This window comes from Lederbergia galactosidilytica (genome assembly GCF_017873565.1).
GTDB classification, from domain to species: Bacteria; Bacillota; Bacilli; order Bacillales; family Bacillaceae_C; genus Lederbergia; species Lederbergia galactosidilytica.
The window spans coordinates 66,907-85,004 of sequence record NZ_JAGGKH010000013.1; the positions used below are offsets into that span (position 1 = coordinate 66,907).

The 18,098-nt window shown below is 37.6% G+C and carries 13 protein-coding genes; 4 read left to right on the plus strand and 9 right to left on the minus strand.

Features of this window, described 5'->3' with window-relative positions; translation table 11 throughout:
* Nucleotides 1–183: 183 nt before the first annotated feature.
* Nucleotides 184–1,128 (minus strand): formylglycine-generating enzyme family protein, encoded by a 945-nt coding sequence (locus J2Z23_RS14300; protein ID WP_057987261.1) that lies wholly within the window; start codon nt 1,126–1,128, stop codon nt 184–186.
* Nucleotides 1,129–1,442: 314 nt separating this feature from the next.
* Here J2Z23_RS14300 and yicI point away from each other — a divergent pair, with 314 nt between their 5' ends.
* Nucleotides 1,443–3,755, plus strand: a complete 2,313-nt coding sequence (yicI, locus tag J2Z23_RS14305) for an alpha-xylosidase (RefSeq protein WP_209974320.1) — start codon at nt 1,443–1,445, stop codon at nt 3,753–3,755.
* A gap of 62 nt (nt 3,756–3,817) precedes the next feature.
* On the opposite strand, the gene J2Z23_RS14310 is transcribed toward yicI, so the two are convergent.
* The 7 genes from J2Z23_RS14310 to J2Z23_RS14340 form a co-directional block, all read right to left on the minus strand.
* A complete protein-coding gene (locus J2Z23_RS14310; RefSeq protein WP_057987257.1) occupies nt 3,818–4,768 on the minus strand; it encodes a nucleoside hydrolase in 951 nt (316 codons plus the stop codon).
* 163 nt (nt 4,769–4,931) lie between these two features.
* The gene (rbsK, locus tag J2Z23_RS14315; protein WP_064468114.1) at nt 4,932–5,849 is read right to left on the minus strand and encodes a ribokinase; all 918 of its coding nucleotides are present in this window, start codon (nt 5,847–5,849) and stop codon (nt 4,932–4,934) included.
* A gap of 711 nt (nt 5,850–6,560) precedes the next feature.
* Entirely contained in the window at nt 6,561–7,334 is a 774-nt protein-coding gene (locus J2Z23_RS14320) for a carbon-nitrogen hydrolase family protein (RefSeq protein ID WP_209974322.1), read from the minus strand.
* Nucleotides 7,335–8,173: 839 nt separating this feature from the next.
* The gene (locus J2Z23_RS14325; RefSeq protein WP_209974324.1) at nt 8,174–9,106 is read right to left on the minus strand and encodes a sugar phosphate isomerase/epimerase family protein; all 933 of its coding nucleotides are present in this window, start codon (nt 9,104–9,106) and stop codon (nt 8,174–8,176) included.
* A gap of 117 nt (nt 9,107–9,223) precedes the next feature.
* On the minus strand, nt 9,224–10,096 hold the full coding sequence (locus J2Z23_RS14330; RefSeq protein ID WP_209974326.1) for a sugar phosphate isomerase/epimerase family protein: 873 nt from the start codon (nt 10,094–10,096) through the stop codon (nt 9,224–9,226).
* A 79-nt stretch (nt 10,097–10,175) separates the two neighbouring features.
* A complete protein-coding gene (locus J2Z23_RS14335; protein ID WP_209974328.1) occupies nt 10,176–11,552 on the minus strand; it encodes a glycoside-pentoside-hexuronide (GPH):cation symporter in 1,377 nt (458 codons plus the stop codon).
* 178 nt (nt 11,553–11,730) lie between these two features.
* Nucleotides 11,731–12,837: a Gfo/Idh/MocA family protein gene (locus J2Z23_RS14340; protein ID WP_209974330.1), complete on the minus strand. Its 1,107-nt coding sequence runs from the start codon at nt 12,835–12,837 to the stop codon at nt 11,731–11,733.
* A gap of 362 nt (nt 12,838–13,199) precedes the next feature.
* Here J2Z23_RS14340 and J2Z23_RS14345 point away from each other — a divergent pair, with 362 nt between their 5' ends.
* The 3 genes from J2Z23_RS14345 (at nt 13,200) to J2Z23_RS14355 (ending at nt 16,654) form a co-directional block, all read left to right on the plus strand.
* Nucleotides 13,200–14,228, plus strand: a complete 1,029-nt coding sequence (locus J2Z23_RS14345; RefSeq protein WP_238456144.1) for a LacI family DNA-binding transcriptional regulator — start codon at nt 13,200–13,202, stop codon at nt 14,226–14,228.
* A 250-nt stretch (nt 14,229–14,478) separates the two neighbouring features.
* Nucleotides 14,479–15,936: a vWA domain-containing protein gene (locus J2Z23_RS14350; protein ID WP_209974332.1), complete on the plus strand. Its 1,458-nt coding sequence runs from the start codon at nt 14,479–14,481 to the stop codon at nt 15,934–15,936.
* Nucleotides 15,937–16,171: 235 nt separating this feature from the next.
* Complete coding sequence (locus J2Z23_RS14355; protein WP_057987239.1) at nt 16,172–16,654, plus strand: C39 family peptidase; 483 nt, start codon at nt 16,172–16,174, stop codon at nt 16,652–16,654.
* Nucleotides 16,655–16,815: 161 nt separating this feature from the next.
* On the opposite strand, the gene J2Z23_RS14360 is transcribed toward J2Z23_RS14355, so the two are convergent.
* Nucleotides 16,816–17,955 (minus strand): oligogalacturonate lyase family protein, encoded by a 1,140-nt coding sequence (locus J2Z23_RS14360; RefSeq protein WP_057987238.1) that lies wholly within the window; start codon nt 17,953–17,955, stop codon nt 16,816–16,818.
* Nucleotides 17,956–18,098: the final 143 nt, after the last annotated feature.

Consider the following 18,098-nt stretch of genomic DNA (forward strand, 5'->3'; position numbering starts at 1 on the left):
TATCTTTGGATACATTTATGATAGCCCGACACTATGAATGATTTGCAATCGTTTTGAATTTTAGCCTTGAAAGCACTACATTAATTACTTATCCCCCCACGTGATTAACCCCCAGAAACGGTGTTCTAATAAAACACTTTCTGGAGGTTAGCTTTTATGATTATTCACTTATTTAGAAGAAGTTCAGTTGACATCCCCGACACAACGAAATCCTATATTTCCTGTAGAACTATCAGGAGTATTCGAACTTCTCGCAGCAACTCTATAACGGTTACAATAAGATTTATGACATAGATACGAACCACCTCGCATCGACTTACTACTTCCTTTTTCAGGACCGCGAGGATTATGCGCACTATGTTTTAAATGATAAGTGGGACAAAACCAATCATCACACCATTCCCATACATTTCCAACGACATTGTATAATTCATAGCCATTTGGAGAAAAACTATCGACAGGACTAGTACCTAGGTATCCATCTGCCTTTGTATTTTTCACCGGAAACTTCCCCTGCCAAATATTACATTGATGCTTCCCATCTACAATTAATTCATCGCCCCAAGGATACTTTTTTTGGGTTAAACCGCCACGAGCAGCATATTCCCACTCTGCCTCTGTAGGTAACCTTTTTCCACTCCATTTGCAGTAAGCTTCCGCATCATGCCAAGATACATGTGTAACAGGATGATTCATTCGGTCTTGAATGGATGAACCTGGTCCCTCTGGATGTCGCCAGTAAGCACCTTCTACCGGTACCCACCAAGGAACTTCTACAGGACGTTGTGTTATCTTATTTAATGTTTCTTGTGATAAAAATAAATGAAAGACGAATGACCATCCAAATTGCTCAGCTTCTGTTACATATCCTGTTTCATTTACAAACTGTTCAAACTTCTCGTTTGTTACTGCATATTGATCCATATAGAATGGATCTAGCTTCACTTTTCTGATTGGTCCTTCCCCATCAGCAGGGAAACCTTCTTTATCTTCCGTCCCCATTAAAAATTCACCACCTTCAATAAGGACCATATTCTCCTTTAAAAAATCTTTTTTCTCTTTGATAGTTGTATTGATTGAATAGGTCTTTTTTCCATCATGGTTTTGAACTTGACAACAGGATTTCATTCCTGCACCTCCTATACCAATAGGTTTTATTTTCATAACATTACCAAAAATGAGAGTCCTTTCATTATAGCACTATCCACAATACTGGAAAGTGCAGTATGATAGATTATTAGTTTTTCTACTTTGAGATAAGTTTCCTATTAATTTTATGAAGAAAATTGTCATAAATTTGAAGATAATCTTGTTGGTGAAACGTTTTTATATTGACATCGTTTTCACTTGAATCTATACTTTGTTTAAGCACCGTACTAAGATAAAACCATAAGTTGTCGCATTGTGCTAGTGCTTAAAAACGAAGAGGAGTGTAACCAATCATGAAATTTACAGATGGTCTTTGGATGGTCCGTGAAGGTTATGAAATTCATTTCCCACATATGGTTTATGATGTTGATGTGACCGAAGATGCTTTGACTTTATATGCACCAACTCGAGATATCGTCCATCGGGGAGCCACATTAAATTGTCCATTAATTACAATAAAATTAACAGCACCTGAGGAAAACGTCATTCGAATTCAAACTTGGCATTATCAAGGTGGAGTAGATAAATTCCCGAAATTTGCTGTTAAGGATCAAAATTTAGCCTTTCAGCTAGACAAAAATGAAGAAGAAATCATATTTTCTAATGGTTCTTTACAAGCTAAAATTCAAAAGCAACCTTTTAAATTGGAAATCTATGACGAAAATCGCAAATTAACCTCAATGGACGCGAAAAGTTTTGCTTGGATTACTGGACCTAATGATTCTACCTATATGAGAGGACAGCACGTCCTTACGGTTGGTGAACAATTATATGGTTTGGGAGAGCGCTTTACTGCCTATGTAAAGAATGGTCAATCTGTTGATATTTGGAACGAAGATGGTGGAACAAGTTCAGAACAATCATATAAAAACGTTCCATTCTACCTAAGTAACCGTGGCTATGGTATCTTTGTCAACCATCCTGAAAAGGTAAGCTATGAGCTTGGATCTGAAACCGTTTCAAAATCCCAGTTTAGTGTGAAGGGCGAGTATCTAGATTACTATATTATTAACGGTCCATCTCCAAAAGAGGTTGTGAGCCGCTATACCGACTTAACTGGAAAACCAGCTTTACCTCCAGCATGGTCATTTGGGTTATGGCTATCAACATCATTTACAACAGACTATGATGAAGAAACTGTAAATCACTTTGTCGATGGAATGGCAGAACGCGGAATTCCATTGAGTGTCTTTCATTTTGACTGTTTCTGGATGAAAGGGTTTGAATGGAGTAATTTCATTTGGGATAAAGAGAATTTCCCTGATCCAGAAGGAATGCTAAAGAGGCTTAAAGACAAAGGGCTTAAAATATGTGTTTGGATTAATCCATATATTGCTCAAAAGTCAATCCTATTTGAAGAAGGCGCAAAAAATGGCTACTTATTGAAAAAAACTAATGGTGACATTTGGCAATGGGATTTATGGCAAGCTGGTATGGGTGTCGTTGATTTTACAAACCCTGAAGCTTGCAAATGGTTTACAGACAAACTTAAAGTTTTAATGGATATGGGTGTAGATTCATTCAAAACAGACTTTGGTGAAAGAATTCCAACAGATGTTGTTTATTATGATGGTTCTGATCCAGAGAAAATGCATAATTACTATGCCTACCTTTACAATAAGGTTGTTTTTGACCTATTGAAAGAGGAACGAGGAGAGAAAGAAGCAGTCGTTTTCGCTCGCTCCGCTACTACAGGTGGACAAGAATTCCCTGTTCACTGGGGGGGTGACTGTGATTCCACTTATGAAGCGATGGCAGAAAGTTTACGTGGCGGTCTATCCTTAACCACGTCTGGGTTCGGATACTGGAGTCATGATATTGGTGGATTTGAAAACACCGCGACACCCGATGTATTTAAGCGCTGGACAGCCTTTGGTCTTCTCTCCAGTCATAGCCGTTTCCATGGTAGTACCTCTTATCGAGTACCTTGGAATTTTGATGAGGAAGCAGTTGATGTGGCACGTCATTTTGCTAAACTAAAAAATCGCTTAATGCCTTATTTGTATGGTTCTGCAGTGGAAAATAACAAAACAGGTGTCCCTGTTATGAGATCAATGCTATTGGAATTCCCTGAAGATCCAGCTTGCGAGCCACTTGATCGCCAATATATGCTTGGTGACTCAATTTTAGTTGCGCCTATTTTCAATGAAGATGGGATGGCTTCCTACTATCTTCCAAAAGGAAAATGGACACATCTATTATCTGGAGAGGTAGTCGCTGGAGGTAGTTGGAGAAAAGAGTACTATGATTATTTAAGTCTTCCATTATTTGTAAAGCCTAATACTATACTACCAATCGGAGCAAATGACTCGATTCCTGACTATCATTATGCAAAAGACATTACTTTCCGCATATATGAATTGGAAGATGGTCAAGAAGCCTCTGTCAATATTCCTAATATAGCTGGTGAAGTTATTGGAACCTTCAAAGCAACCCGTTCAGGGCAAGACATAACGATAGAGACGGATTTACAAGAAACGTATTCTATCAATATCGTAGGAGTAACATCTATTCAGTCTATTTCGAGTGGGGATTGGAACAAAGATGAAACAGGTGTAAAAATTACCCCTGAATCAGCTGCAACTCAATTAACAATTAAGCTTTAATAAAAATAAGAAGGAGAACTTCAACCCATTATTCTCCTTCTTATTTGCCTTTTATAGCTAAGTTAAAACACGGCTAGCATTTTTTGAACAGCTAAATCAGCATCCACATCCACACAAACTTGAATAGGTGTCCCGATTGCTGGGTTAGGTCGACGATCAGCAACTGTCATCCCTAAACAAAGTTCTCCTTCACATTCAACTTTTATTTTCATTTGTTGAGTTTTCATGATATATGGATCGATCGCCATTAAGACAGTCAATGGATCATGCATCGGAGCTGCATCTCTTAAATAATTGCTTGCTCGATAGAAATCAAAATAAAAGGTCAAAGCATTTTCAATAAATGCGACCATTTCTTGATTCTCCTTTTGACAGTGCTGCTTAAGATCTTCCAAATGCTCCTTCGTTATATTCGTTTTCATCGTAACATCTAAGCCAACCATCGTAATGGCCATTCCCGAAGAGAAAACTAGGTCCGCAGCTTCGGGATCTCCCCAAATATTAGCTTCTGCCACAGGAGTGACATTTCCAGCCGATTGAACAGCTCCTCCCATAACATATACATGTTTGATTCTATTTGCTAGTGACGGATCTTTAAGTAAGGCATGAGCTAAATTTGTAAGTCGGCCTAATGTAATAATGCTTAACTCTCCTGAAAGCTCATGTGATTTCCTGAGGATAAAGTCGGCAGCCTTTTCTTTTAAAGGTTCCTGAGTCGAAACAGGAAGTTCCACATTTCCGATACCATTATGTCCATGTACATTCGAAAAGGCATTTAACTCTCTTTTTAAGGGTTTATCTGCCCCAAGAGCAACTGGCACCTCATAAGTTGGCTTAGCCAGTTGAATGACTCTTAATGTATTTTCGGTAGCTTGCTCGACACCAACATTCCCAAAAACAGTGGTAATCCCTTCAATCCGTAGTGACGGTGATTTTAGAGCATATAAAATCGCGACCGCATCATCAATACCAGTATCTACATCTATTATTACTTTCTTTGTTTCTAAATCCATAAGTCAATCCTTTCTGCATCCCTATATTAGGTCATTTAACTTCTCGATGCTATAAGTAAAGGGTTCTCTGTCACAATTTGAAAGGACTGTCAACATGTGATCCTTTAAAGTGCAGGAATTCACTCCCAATTATCCATTAATATTAAGTAAGCGGGAAATCTATTTACTCGCGGAAATATTCTTTAACGGCTTCTAATGTTGGCATCCCACCCTGTGCACCAAATTTCGTGACAGCAAGAGCTGATACCTGATTCGCGAATGATACTGCTTGTTCAACAGAATTCCCTTGACTTAGAAAGTAAGCAAGCGCTCCGTTAAAGGCATCACCTGCTCCTGTTGTATCGACGACGGAAACTTGATGGGATGATATTTGTCTTACCTGTTCATCTTTTTGCTTCCAGGCGACTCCATCGGCACCTAATGTTGTAATTACACAGCGAATTCCTTTATCCAACAACTCATCCATCATTTCATCCAATGAATACTCAGAGCGGTTCATCTGAGTTAGGGTTTCCAGTTCAGATTCATTTGGAGTGATATAGTCGATTTTCTTTAATAATTCTGTTGGTAATTCTTGAGCAGGAGCTGGATTTAAAATTAGTGTTTTGTGATGTTTAAAAGCAACATCCACAGCGGCTTCTACAGTTTCAAGAGGTATTTCCAACTGAAGTAATATAATATCGGACTCGGAAATCACAGACTCTAATTTTTCAATATCATCTGCCTTAAGTTCATGGTTGGCACCTGGAACTACTACAATTGTATTCTCATCCGGGACTAAAGTAATGGAGGCCGTTCCAGTGGATACAGTCTGTGACTGTTTAATATAATGAACATCCACACCAGTTTCCTTTAAAGAATCCATAAGCGTTTGACCAAATGCATCCTCTCCAACTGCTCCAATCATCGTAGTTGGCGCACCAAGACGAGCAACGGCGACCGCCTGATTCGCTCCCTTTCCTCCAGGTATAAAGCTTATTTTATTCCCAATAATAGTCTCCCCGCCATTTGGAAAACGCGGAGCTTCCACGACCATATCCATGTTCATACTACCAATAATCGTAATTTTTCTTTGGGTCATTATCCACATTCCTTTACATGAATGATCTATCCCTATAGTTTATCATTCACTTTCTATTAATGCTATTTTTCTCAAGTAATCGGAAAATAGTGTGGTATGAAATATACTGCAAATAAAATATGCTCCCTTTCCGTAGTTCTACGGAACGTGCTAGTATAGGCGAGACAACAGGAAGTTGCGTTATGAAGCGCCGTCAGAAGAAAATCCATTCTGCCTTAGCTTTCACATCCAAAAGTTCTTTAAGCGGATAAGCCTTTCAGAGATAAATTTCAGCTTTCTTTCAAATAAAAGATACTTAAATACATTTAAATGGGGCTGGGACAAAAGTATTTCCGGTTAAGTAAAGTCCGAACTACTAGCGTGAAAATAACCCGCTTCGGAAATATACTTCGCTTTCCGAAGGCCTATAGGATGTGGGGCATACAGGCGTTGCGACGTACCAGGAAGTACTAGTGTAGGTGAAGCAACAGGAAGTTGCGCTTTGAGCCTGTCGCCGGGACGGTGCGTACTTTGCCTGTGATCCTCATTTGCACTCCGGAATCTCACCTGTCACGCTAATCCTCAAGGAGTAGCCATCCTTCGCTCCAATCAACTGAGTTAGGCAAATACATTAGCGAACAATTTAATCTTTTTAACAATAAAGTTCAGGTATTATCATTCATAAGCCATTATGAAATTGATTCAGTCATTAATAATTTGGAATATTCCCTTTTAATAAGGGACTTCAATAATTATTAATTCCTCCGCCTTTTCACCGTAATTACCTTGAGCAAGAATCTTTCCATTAGGGCCGATTGCAACAGAACGGCCAATACACTTCCAGCCGTCCCATTCTCCCCCCTCTACTAAGCCTACATTACTCACTCCAACGACCGTCATTTGATATTTTTTGGCAATCTCACTATAGGGACCAATCCATTCTTGTCCATATGGATTCTGTTCATTATCATGATCAGCTGGAACAGCCCAAGCAGATGGAGATAGAAGTAGTCGAGAGCCCATTAATCCTAATGAATGCCCAATCGGATCACCTTCTGGCCGTAGATCGGCACAAATCGCTAGTCCAATTCTTCCAAATTCGGTTTCAACAATATTGATTTTATCACCAATCGTGTACAAGTCTAAAGCAAAAGACAATTCATTGATCTTTCGATGGGTAAGAATGATTTCCCCCTCATTCGATATGATAATAGCTGAATTATAAATTCTCTTATCTAAACGTTCAGTAAGACCTACAACGACATAAATATTCGCATCCTTGGCAGCTTGACAAAGAATCTCACTACTTTTTCCTGGAATTGGTTCTGCAAGTTCTTTTGCACCAGGATGGGTCCATCCTAAATCCATACATTCTGGCAACACGATGATATGGCTACCTTTTTCAGCCGCCTCCCGAATCATTCCGCAAGCACGCGACAGATTGGCATCAAGCTGACCCGCTTCAACCAACATTTGTCCCATAGCTATTTTTATTTTTCCAACCATTCGATATCACTCCAATAAGTTTTTTTACTTTAGCATTATGTGATGGTTCTTCTAATTTATTATCAAGGACCTCCACAATTCTCCGCACTGGTAAGTAAAAATCCGATCTCCTAATTCTCTATTTGCGTGGACAAGGGTGTCTTTCTTGCCAACTCAACAGGTATACAACCATTTGGCGGTATTTATTTGCATCAAATCAGGTCTGAGCGCCATTATGAGAATGGTCGCATTTATGTATGATCGAGCACTAAACCGAGCCCCTCTTCGTCATATTCACTATCCCCACAGGCCTTCCAGCAAGTTGCCTTAAATTATGAAATTGATCCCTTCAATTACTTGCGTAAACTATTGAAAGAAACCTTGTGATTAATCCACTAACCCTCAAGGTATGTGCTCCTTTTGCCATTCTAAAGTGCAAACGGTAGGTAAGTACTCCATGCCCCGCTATATGTTTACGAGATTCACTAGAGTTTAACTCACTATACAGGATTTTAGCCAATCGATCCTAACTATATATCTACTTATGAACACTAGTTGATTAGCCCGCAATGATCACGCTTACAATAAGATACATTGAATAGAACGTCATTCATAAGTGTAATCCTCTAAACTTTGTCAAATTTTTTATGATCTACTACTTTTCCTTTCTATTATATAGGAAGATATTAAGTAAATTCCAAGAGATTTTTTCAGGGGAGGGAAAATCTCTTTATTTGCTGATTCTATTCTTATTATTCAGCCCATCACGTTTGTTTTCGAATATAATAAAAGCCAACAAAAGGTATATTTCTAAATTCCACTTTTGTTAGCTTGATGGTATAAAGCTTATCCCCATTCTCTTATGGAATTAAAGCTTTTAATGTACGATAGCCTAAAATTAAACCATTTCGATCTTGTACATAATTATTAACAATATCTGATTCTTCTTGTATCTCTTTCATTTCAATCGCCTTAGCAAAAACATCATCCTCATGTTCGATCACAAGATTTCCCTTATAGTCAACTTCAAGTAAAGCAGTGATAAACTTATCCCACTTGACCTCTCCCCAACCCGGAGTTCTTGCTCGCCACCAACCATGACCTAGATCGTTCACCTTACTAAACAATTGTCCAAATTGCCCTGTACGTGCTTTTACATCGTATAAAACTTCCATATCTTTCGCATGGGCATGGAAAATTTTATCACCAAATTCGTGGATAGCTTTTACATAATCAATCCCTTGCCAAACCATATGCGCAGGATCAATTTCCAGACCTAATTTTGTTGAAGGCACTGTTTCAAACAGAACTTCCCAAATTTCTGGACTATAGGCAATGTTTAAACCTTCTTGAGTAATATGATTCACCATTGGACAATTTTCTATCGCAATCTGAATATCTCTTTTTTCTGCTTCCTCACAGAACCTCGAAAAGACCTCCTTAAATAAGGGAATATTTTCTTCCACTGTTTTCTTTTGATTTCTACCTGCAAAAGTAGAGACTGTCTTGACATTCATTTTTTCCGCCAATTCTAATACCTTTAAAAAATAACGCTGTGCTTCTACTCCATTTTCACGATTACAATCAAGATAATTTGGATAAAAACCAAGCGTTGAAATCTCAATATGATGTTTTTGCAAGTTCTTTTGCATTTCTTCTATGCGCTCATCTGTAATAAGATCTGCATTTAATGCCGAATTCGGCCATGCAGAAAGTTCTAGACACTCAAAACCCGTCTCTGCAGCAAAACGTACTGTATCTTCTGAATAATTAGCATAGAATCCTAATTTCATATGTATCCCTCCTAATTTATTCACTTCTAAATTTATTATTAGATTCAATGAAAGGGCCTGGCTAATCCCTCATTTTCCAGATTAGACAACCCCTTTCATCTTCTGATTCCATTTCTTTTATTCCCATTTAACTCCAGAATATTTTTTAAAACCTTGCATACTTTTTTTGATAGACTCTATTTCATCAAGATTAGTGTGATCTTGCTCTAAAATAATATAATCCAAGTTTGGTGCTTTAAGTGCTGTATTGATAATATCTTGGATTGGCAGGACCCCTGTGCCAATTTCAGTGAAGCACTGCGGATCTTTTGTATCTTCGAACATTGGATAGGTAATATCCTTATTGCGCTCAATGACACCGTCATACATTACGATCGGTTGTGGAGATTCTTTTGGAAAATCTTTCTGGTGGAGAAGCACTAAACGGCCTTGATATTTTTCCATTAACTTCAATGGATCATGGCCAGCTCGTGTAATCCAGTACGTATCCATTTCAATAAAAACAAGCTCTGGATCTGTATTTTCCATAATAATTTCATAAACAGTTTTATCGCCAAACTTCTGGAATTCTTGATAATGATTATGATAGTAATAGCGCATACCTCGTTCTTTACACATTTCTCCGACCTTATTGAATAATTCACAACGTCGTAATAGATAATCCATATCCTGATACGGATAAAATTCGATATCACAGCCGATTTGTTTGTTTCCTAATTCTTGATGGTAATCGAGAACAGCTGGAAGGCGGTCCATTTTCAATGGATTGACATGACAACCAACAATTTGCAAACCTAATTCATCAAGCGCCTTTTTCATCTCTTTTGCAGATAAATCAAATCCTACGCCATCATCTGTGAGGGCATTATGATTCGCAGCTTCTACATATTTATATCCTGCTTCAGCCACCTTTTCTAATGTTTGAAATGGATTTGCCTGTAATGCCTGTCGAACAGAATATAATTGAATTCCTACTTTTAATGCCAACATAATCGCTTCCTCTCAAAATAGATTTACTTTCTCACTCATAGTCTTTATTGCTGTTATTCCAAAATGTTTTTTTCGGCCATTAAACCGTTCTTTCCGCTAACTCTTTGGCGATTTGCTCATGCTTCTGATCAAGCTTATAGAAAGCTAGTACGACAATTTGCAAAGCAGTCAAAATGATCGGAGCACCGAACATTAATATTCTAATCATGTTAATTGCCTGGTCCGTCAAAGCGTCCGGATTATATCCAGCCCAACCTAAAGCATACGCAACAAAAGCAGACCCAATCGCCACGCCGAATTTCGTTGCAAAACTATAGGCAGAATAAAGCAATCCCTCCACTCGATGACCGAATTTCCACTCTTGATAATCGATCGCATCCCCGAGCATCGTCAAATTCGCTGGGTCGCCAAAACCAATTAATACATTGGCGAAGAAAAACAAAGTTGCAAATATAATAGGCGATGATCCTTCTACAAAATATAAAGAGATTAATAAAACAACAACAATCGTATACATGCTTACACTCGATATTTTATTCCCTAGGCGTTTTAATAAGAACGGTGCAATCGCTCCACCAACCAAATTTGCTATATTTAACAAAGTCAGATAAAACGGTACCATTCCAGGTTTATCGAGAACATAATTCACATAATAAATAAGGACACCATTCATCAATCCTAATCTTGTAAACCATCGCAATGAATTAAGTGCTACAATCACCCATGGTTTATTTTTAAACATATCACGTATAGAATGTTTGACCTTAGGCGCTACTTCCTGTTTTATCGTCTGTGTAACTCTTTCTTTACAATTTTTAAAAGTTATTAAAAATAAGATGACCCCAATAATGGAATAAATCGTCATAACCAATGGAAAACCAAGCTGTTGATTACCTTGTCCGAGTAAATTTGTAAGTGGTAAAGTTAACGCTGCCACAATAATGGCCCCGATTGATCTTCCCATGGCCCGAAAACTACTTAATTGTCCCTTTTCAACAGAATCCCTTGTCATCATTGGCATCAATGCACCATATGGTAGGTTAATTCCCGTATAAATCATCCCTAGTAATGTATAGGTGACATAAGCATAAATCAATTTCCCAACATCAGAAAAATTGGGGGTAATAAACGTTAAAATACTTAAAATGCCAAATGGTACCGCTAAATATAATAGATAGGGACGTGCCTTTCCATGTTTACTTTTTGTTCGATCAACAATTATTCCCATGATCGGATCATTCAGTGCATCCCAAATTCTTGTAATCAAAAACAACGTCCCTACCGCTGCGGCTGAAATGCCAAAAATATCGGTATAGAAAAACAATAAATAACTTGTGGCCATTCCCCATACGAAGTTGGAAGCCAAATCCCCATAACCATAACTAATTTTTTCTTTCATACTTAACTTCATAGTTGTTGGTTTCACATCTGTTTTCGGTATGGTAGTTGATTTCATTTCTAATCTCCATTTAACAGTTATTGGAATTGGCTGAGGCTGAGACATCAATGTTTTCACCAAAGAAAAAACGAACTACTACGGTATATATACCCGCTTTGGAAATACACTTCGTTAAAATAATAAATTGCTCGCCTTTGGAGCTTAGCATTTAGGTTTTGTCTCAGCTTCCCTTTTCCTAATTTAATTCAATCGCTTTTCCAGTTTCAGCAGATTCATAGATTGCTTCTAATATCTGGGTCACAACATAGGCTTCTTCAGGTTTCACCAATGGTTCCGCATCGTGTAAAATTGCATCAATCCATTGTTTCGCTTCAAGATAGCCCATATCCACTTCTTCCTCACCGAAATAAGCAACCCCACCTGCTTTGGTAGTGGATGATTCAATTCTTTCACCATATTTCGTTGTATTAAATGTGACATAGCCTTCATTCGTATCAGGATTTCCGAACATTTCGGCACCTGCTTCGGTTCCACATAAAGTCACTTGTGCTTCTTTTTCATGAAGCAGATTTAATGCCCATGAAGCTTCAAGCATAATCGTCGCACCATTTTCCATCTTGATATAGCCAAAAGCCGAATCTTCTACATTAAATTCCTCTGGATTCCATGGACCAAACACATTTCCTTCATTTTTATCTGTCAATTTTTGATAAGTAGAACCGACAACCAATTTCGGTTTGTAATTGTTCATCATCCATAACGTCAAATCCAGTGCATGGGTGCCGATATCGATTAATGGTCCGCCACCTTGTTTTTCCTTATCCATGAAAACACCCCAAGTAGGTACCCCTCTACGGCGAATCGCATGTGCTTTCGCAAAATAGACTTCTCCCAAATCCTCTGCTTCACATGCTTTATGTAGAGCAAGCGAATCTTTTCGAAAACGATTTTGATAGCCAATTGTTAGTTTCTTTCCTGTTCGTTTCGCTGTATCAATCATTTCTTTCGCTTCTTTAGAGTTAATCGCCATCGGCTTCTCACACATGACATGCTTCCCTGCTTCAAGAGCTGCAATTGTAATTTCAGCATGAGATATATTTGGTGTACAAACATGAACAGCATCGATTGAAGTGTCTTCTAACAGCTGCTTGTAATCTGTATAAACGGTTGCCTCATCACTTCCATATTGGCTGGCAGCCTTTTTCGCTCGTTCTGTTAGTACATCACAAAACGCAACTAAATCCACCGTATCACCTAGCTTTACTAAAGATGGTAAATGCTTTTGATTTGCAATTCCTCCACAGCCAATGATTCCAATTCTTACTTTTTGTTGATCTGTCATTGTTTTCCCTCTTTCCTATTAATAATGAAAGGATTTTCTATTAAAATCGCTTTCTTTTACACTGAATTTTACTCTTCAATTTTAACCTCTTCTGAAAACATTTGATTTATTTTCAAGAAACGTTTTCAGAAACAACTTGAATACAGAATAAATGAAAATGTATGCCCTGTCAATAGAAATTTCAAAAAAATAAAACCGTTGTCATTTTATAAAGAAGTCATTTTATGCTATATTTTTATTATAAACATTGAGTTTATGAGAAGTTTTTTCTGAAAAAGATTAAATTTCACTGATAACCGATTATTTAACAATATATTTAATAGAATTAAGAGATAAAATGTAAAAGGTGTTGAATTGCTTTGGTGAAAATCCAAGACGTTGCCAAAGATTCTGGATGTTCGATTTCTACAGTATCTAGAGTTTTAAATAATCCTGATCTTGTTACACCCGACACACGGGAACGGGTATTAAAAAGTATCGAAAAACTCGGATACTATCCGAATGAAAAGGCAAAATCTTTAAGTTCTAAAAAACAGAATGTATCACTTGGATTGTTAATCCCCGATATTACTACTTTTTATTTTGGTGAGTTGTATAGGGGAATTAGTAGGACAGCTAAAAATTCTGGTATTGATTTGATTTTACGGGATTTAGATGATGAGGGACCTTTACAAGAACAAATTCTAGATGGAATGGTCTCTTTGAAAAAGCATGGTGTATCTGGCATTATCATTTCTAGCCGAGTAATGACTGAGGAATATGATGAAGTCTTAAATCGCCTTAGAATTCCGATTGTTTTAGCTTTAAGTGAGCATAAAAAACTAAAGTTCTCCTCTTTTAAAACGGATGATATCAAAGCCTCATTTGATGCAATCTCTTATTTGGTTTCAAGAGGACATAAACATATTGGCATGGTTACTTCATCCCCGACAGAGGATAAACTTGTCGGGGAACCTCGATATCAGGGGTTTAAAAATGCCATCGACTTTTATCGTCTTCCCTTTAAAGCAAAGCATGTGGCAGTCGGAAATAACTTTCGTTACGAAGGTGGTTATAGTGCGATGACTCAATTGCTAGAAACTAGAGAGACATTCCCGTTCTCTGCTGTGTTTTGTGCAACAGATGAAATGGCGTTTGGAGCCATGCGAAGTCTACATGATCACAACTTAAAAGTGCCAGATGATGTGTCCATTATTGGTTTTGACAATTTATCGATCTCTAATATGATCACACCTAAATTAACAACTGTTTCCCAATCATTCGAAAAAATTGGGGTTGAAAGTGTGAACCATCTAATCAAAATTTTAGAAGAACCAAAAATGCAAATGGAGACAGGGGTATTTTACATGCCACATCAGATCGTGGAGCGGGAATCTGTTCGTACCATTTGAAGCATAATAACGTAAAGGGACTCATTCATCTATTGATGTAGAGTCCCTTTTTTATAGCAATTGGGCTTTAAGCAAACCACAACAATATATTTTTGCCGCCAATTGGTCTAGGGTCTCCACAATAGCTACTCTTCATTTTTTCACTATCTCCTAATGCATGAAAATATCCTACCAAGGTTACTCGTTTTTATAATGATATTTGCTAGACTTATAAGAAAGAAAATCGGTTGACAAGTAGGGAGATTAGAGAATGTATAAATGGATAATTGGGATATTGTTTTTATCTTTGCTTGGTGGGTGTGCAAATGATGTAAAAAAACAAGCAGAAATTGTAGAAGAACCAACACCTGTCAAGGACGTGGTAAAAGAGGAACCTGAAAAAGAGATATTAGAGGAAGATTCTAAAGAAAAAACGAATGTTGATCATACTTTTGATTCCCAGTGGGCTGATATCGAAAACCTTCTTATCCCGACAACAGAAGAAGAGTTGATGGCACAAGCAGGTGGTTTTTTCACAAATGATATCCCCTACACCGAGGAAACCAAACAGGTTTGGGGGCAGTTTGGACTTGGAAACTATGAAGATGAATTGACCGAGAAACTAGCACAGGTAACAGGGATTACCGAAGATCCTGACGTTATTTTTCAAGCTTTACATTATTATGTTGGAAGTAATGCTTATCATCAAGCCATCCAAGAGCTGAATGAATTTACAGTAAACTGGTATGAACCATACTTACCTGAACCTGAAGAAATGGAGGGAGAGGATCATTCTGTTGATCCAGGGAAAGCCCTTATTCTTCTAGATGCCAGTTCAAGTATGTTATTAAATGTGGAAGGAAAGCAAAAAATGGCGGTTGCCAAAACAGCTGCTAATCGATTCGCCACGACTATCGGAACGAATCATGACATCTCTTTAATTGTCTATGGTCATGCTGGTACACAAAATGATGAAGATAAGCAATTATCATGTACAACCATCGATGAAGTATACCCTCTCCAAACATATGAAAGTACAAAATTTGCAGAAGCTGTCGATTCAGTTGAAGCGAAAGGCTGGACCCCGATTGCCAATGCCATTAAAACAGCAAGGGAGAAAATGGCAGGTACCACCGAAAATGTTACTCTTTATATTATTAGTGATGGGGCGGAGACTTGTGATGGTGATCCTGTAGCAGAAGCCAAAGCATTTGCCTCTGAAGATGGTAATCGCTCTGTAAACATTATTGGGTTTGATGTCGATCAAGCTGGTGAAAATTCTCTCAAAGAAGTAGCAGCTGCTGGGAATGGTGAATATATCTCTGCTAAAACCATCGAAGATCTAAATAACTCCATTAAGAAAACATGGGTGCCGTCATTTTTAGAAGTTGCCAGCAAATCAAATTCGCTATTAAAGCATTGGGGGCAAAGCTTTGATGAAATGACAGCCCGAGCAAAATTAGCGGATCGAATCCATTATGCTGGTTTAAATGAAAAAAGCCGTTTTTTCTCTGCTCTTAATATTATGAGAGGGCAAAAGATGATTACCTCAGAACAATATGAACAATTAAAAGAGCGGATTGAAAAAAAGAATAAACTGACATTACATGTGAAAAAAGAGTTAGATACAAAGAAAAGGGAAGAAAATGAAGCAGAACGTCAACAAATTATTGAGCGAGTGAATAAATGGAGTGAACGGATGAATAAATTGTGGGACGCAAATAGCTAGCATCAAAAGAAGGCCTGCCCAAATGGAGGCCTTCTTTTTTCACCAAAATTCGCCTTCAGTGATTTTTTTCTTTCCATTATAATTAACTACATTAGAGGATTTTCATCCGTTATGGTGAATAAGTATAGATATAAGTGACCAATTTTACAGAAGATTACTTTCATTGATAAATGAGCCAAAATCACTATCTTTGTTTTGTTATTGTCCAGAATGTCTCACTAGAAAGGTGATTTCCTTGAAACTGAATGTTCCTCTTATTAGCCAATTACCAGAATTACCGACAGGCTGCGAAATCACGGCAGTCACGATGTTATTACGATTCAAAGGAATTGTGGTTGACAAGTTGACCGTAGTGAAGGAAATGCCCCTGCATAAATCTGATCCCCATCAAGGCTATGTCGGCAATCCCTATGATAAATCAGGCTGGACTATCTATCCTCAGGCTCTACAAAAATTGATCAAAAAATATACGGGAAGTGTCCAAGACTTAACCGGTCATAGTCTCAGCGCATTAGAACAACAATTAAGTGAAGAAAAACCGGTTGTTGCCTGGGTTTCTCCTCTACATGGTTTTACTGTCCATGCCATCGTTTTAACCGGTTTTGACCAAATTTATTACTATTACAATGACTGTTGGTCTAATCAAAAGGAAAAAATAAAAAAAGAAGATTTCCTCCAGATCTGGGGAAATCAAGAAAGAAGAGCGATATCTTATTGAAGGATCAATTAAACTGTGTTCAACTAGAGCAGTCTAGCAAGCGCTAATTTGTCCCCAATATAACTCTAATTATCTCCAAAATATTTGAACATTCATTAAAACTATTTTAAGAGTTCTAAATAGTATCAAACAACAAGATAAAATTAATAAGCCATTCCAATTTATCTCTCATAATCTGGCAGTGAATTAAAATCGTTAGGTAAGTCAACTAAGTACAAATTTCCATAGCCATTTTTATCACTAGTGAATAATAGCTTATTTCCATCTGGGCTAAATCTTGGATGGGCATGAACTTTCTGAACGTGAAAACTACAGCGATGTTCACACAGGACTTTAGGCTTCGTAAATGTTCCATTCTCTTGGCGCCAAACAATCAATTTATCTAGTGGCGCACGACCATCCACTACGATTTGAGAAAAATCATTTGATTGAGCATGCCAATTACGGAAAAGAAACTCTACCTCTCTCATCTGTTGATTATCATATTGAATTTTTCCAAAAAAGGCAGTTCCATTGGCGCGAAAGCCATGATAGCCAATTGTCTCTCCATCTGCATACCAATATTCATGGCCAACCATTTCCATAGGCTCTTTTCGCTCCCTAATTTTCCATACTTCTCCTGTTTGAAGATTCAAACCCCAAATACGATGGTCCACCAATTGCCACGGCCCTTCATGACAAAAAGTAATCAAATCCTTCTTTGTTGGTGATGTATTAATATGGGTAATGAAGTTTTCTTCCTCAAACACTATTTTAGCCGTCTTATCTGCGATTGAGATTTGAAGAATTTGTGATTTTGGCTTTGCCTCCATTAATTCTCGATGGCCAATATAGCCATTTTTTAAATCAATTTGGATTTGATCGGAAAAGTCTTCACGCACACAGGTAATGACATATTGACCATCAGCTGTACAATTAATATTTCCTCCAATAAGGGATTCGGATCCCTCATAGATCAACCTTTCCTTCAATGTCTCCAGATCGATTTCCATAATTTTGTTTTTCCTTCTAAAATAAGCTTTCTTTTCATCAGGATGCAAACAAGCCGACATATCATATGTAGTGTCATAATTAGTTAACTGAAGCAGCTCACCTGTTTGCAAATCTATTCGAAATAAATTTGTTTTATTTTCCCTATCTGAGCAGAATAATATTTTTCTTCCATTATCATACCAGCCGTTTTCTGTAAAATATAAATGATGACTATGTCCTGTGTAATTTGTTAATTGCGTAATTTGAACACCTGTAAATCGATCAGTATAATATGACCATTCTGGGGACCAAACCTTTCCTTTTGTCATCGTTGACCTCCAATTTATTTTTAAAAAATAGGGGTTTACTATAAAAATTCGGCTATCATTTGTCAAACTCTCGTCAGCTAGAAAATGATTTTGCAGCATGATTTACTCAAGTTAATTATGAACATTGTTCTACTCTCTTTTAA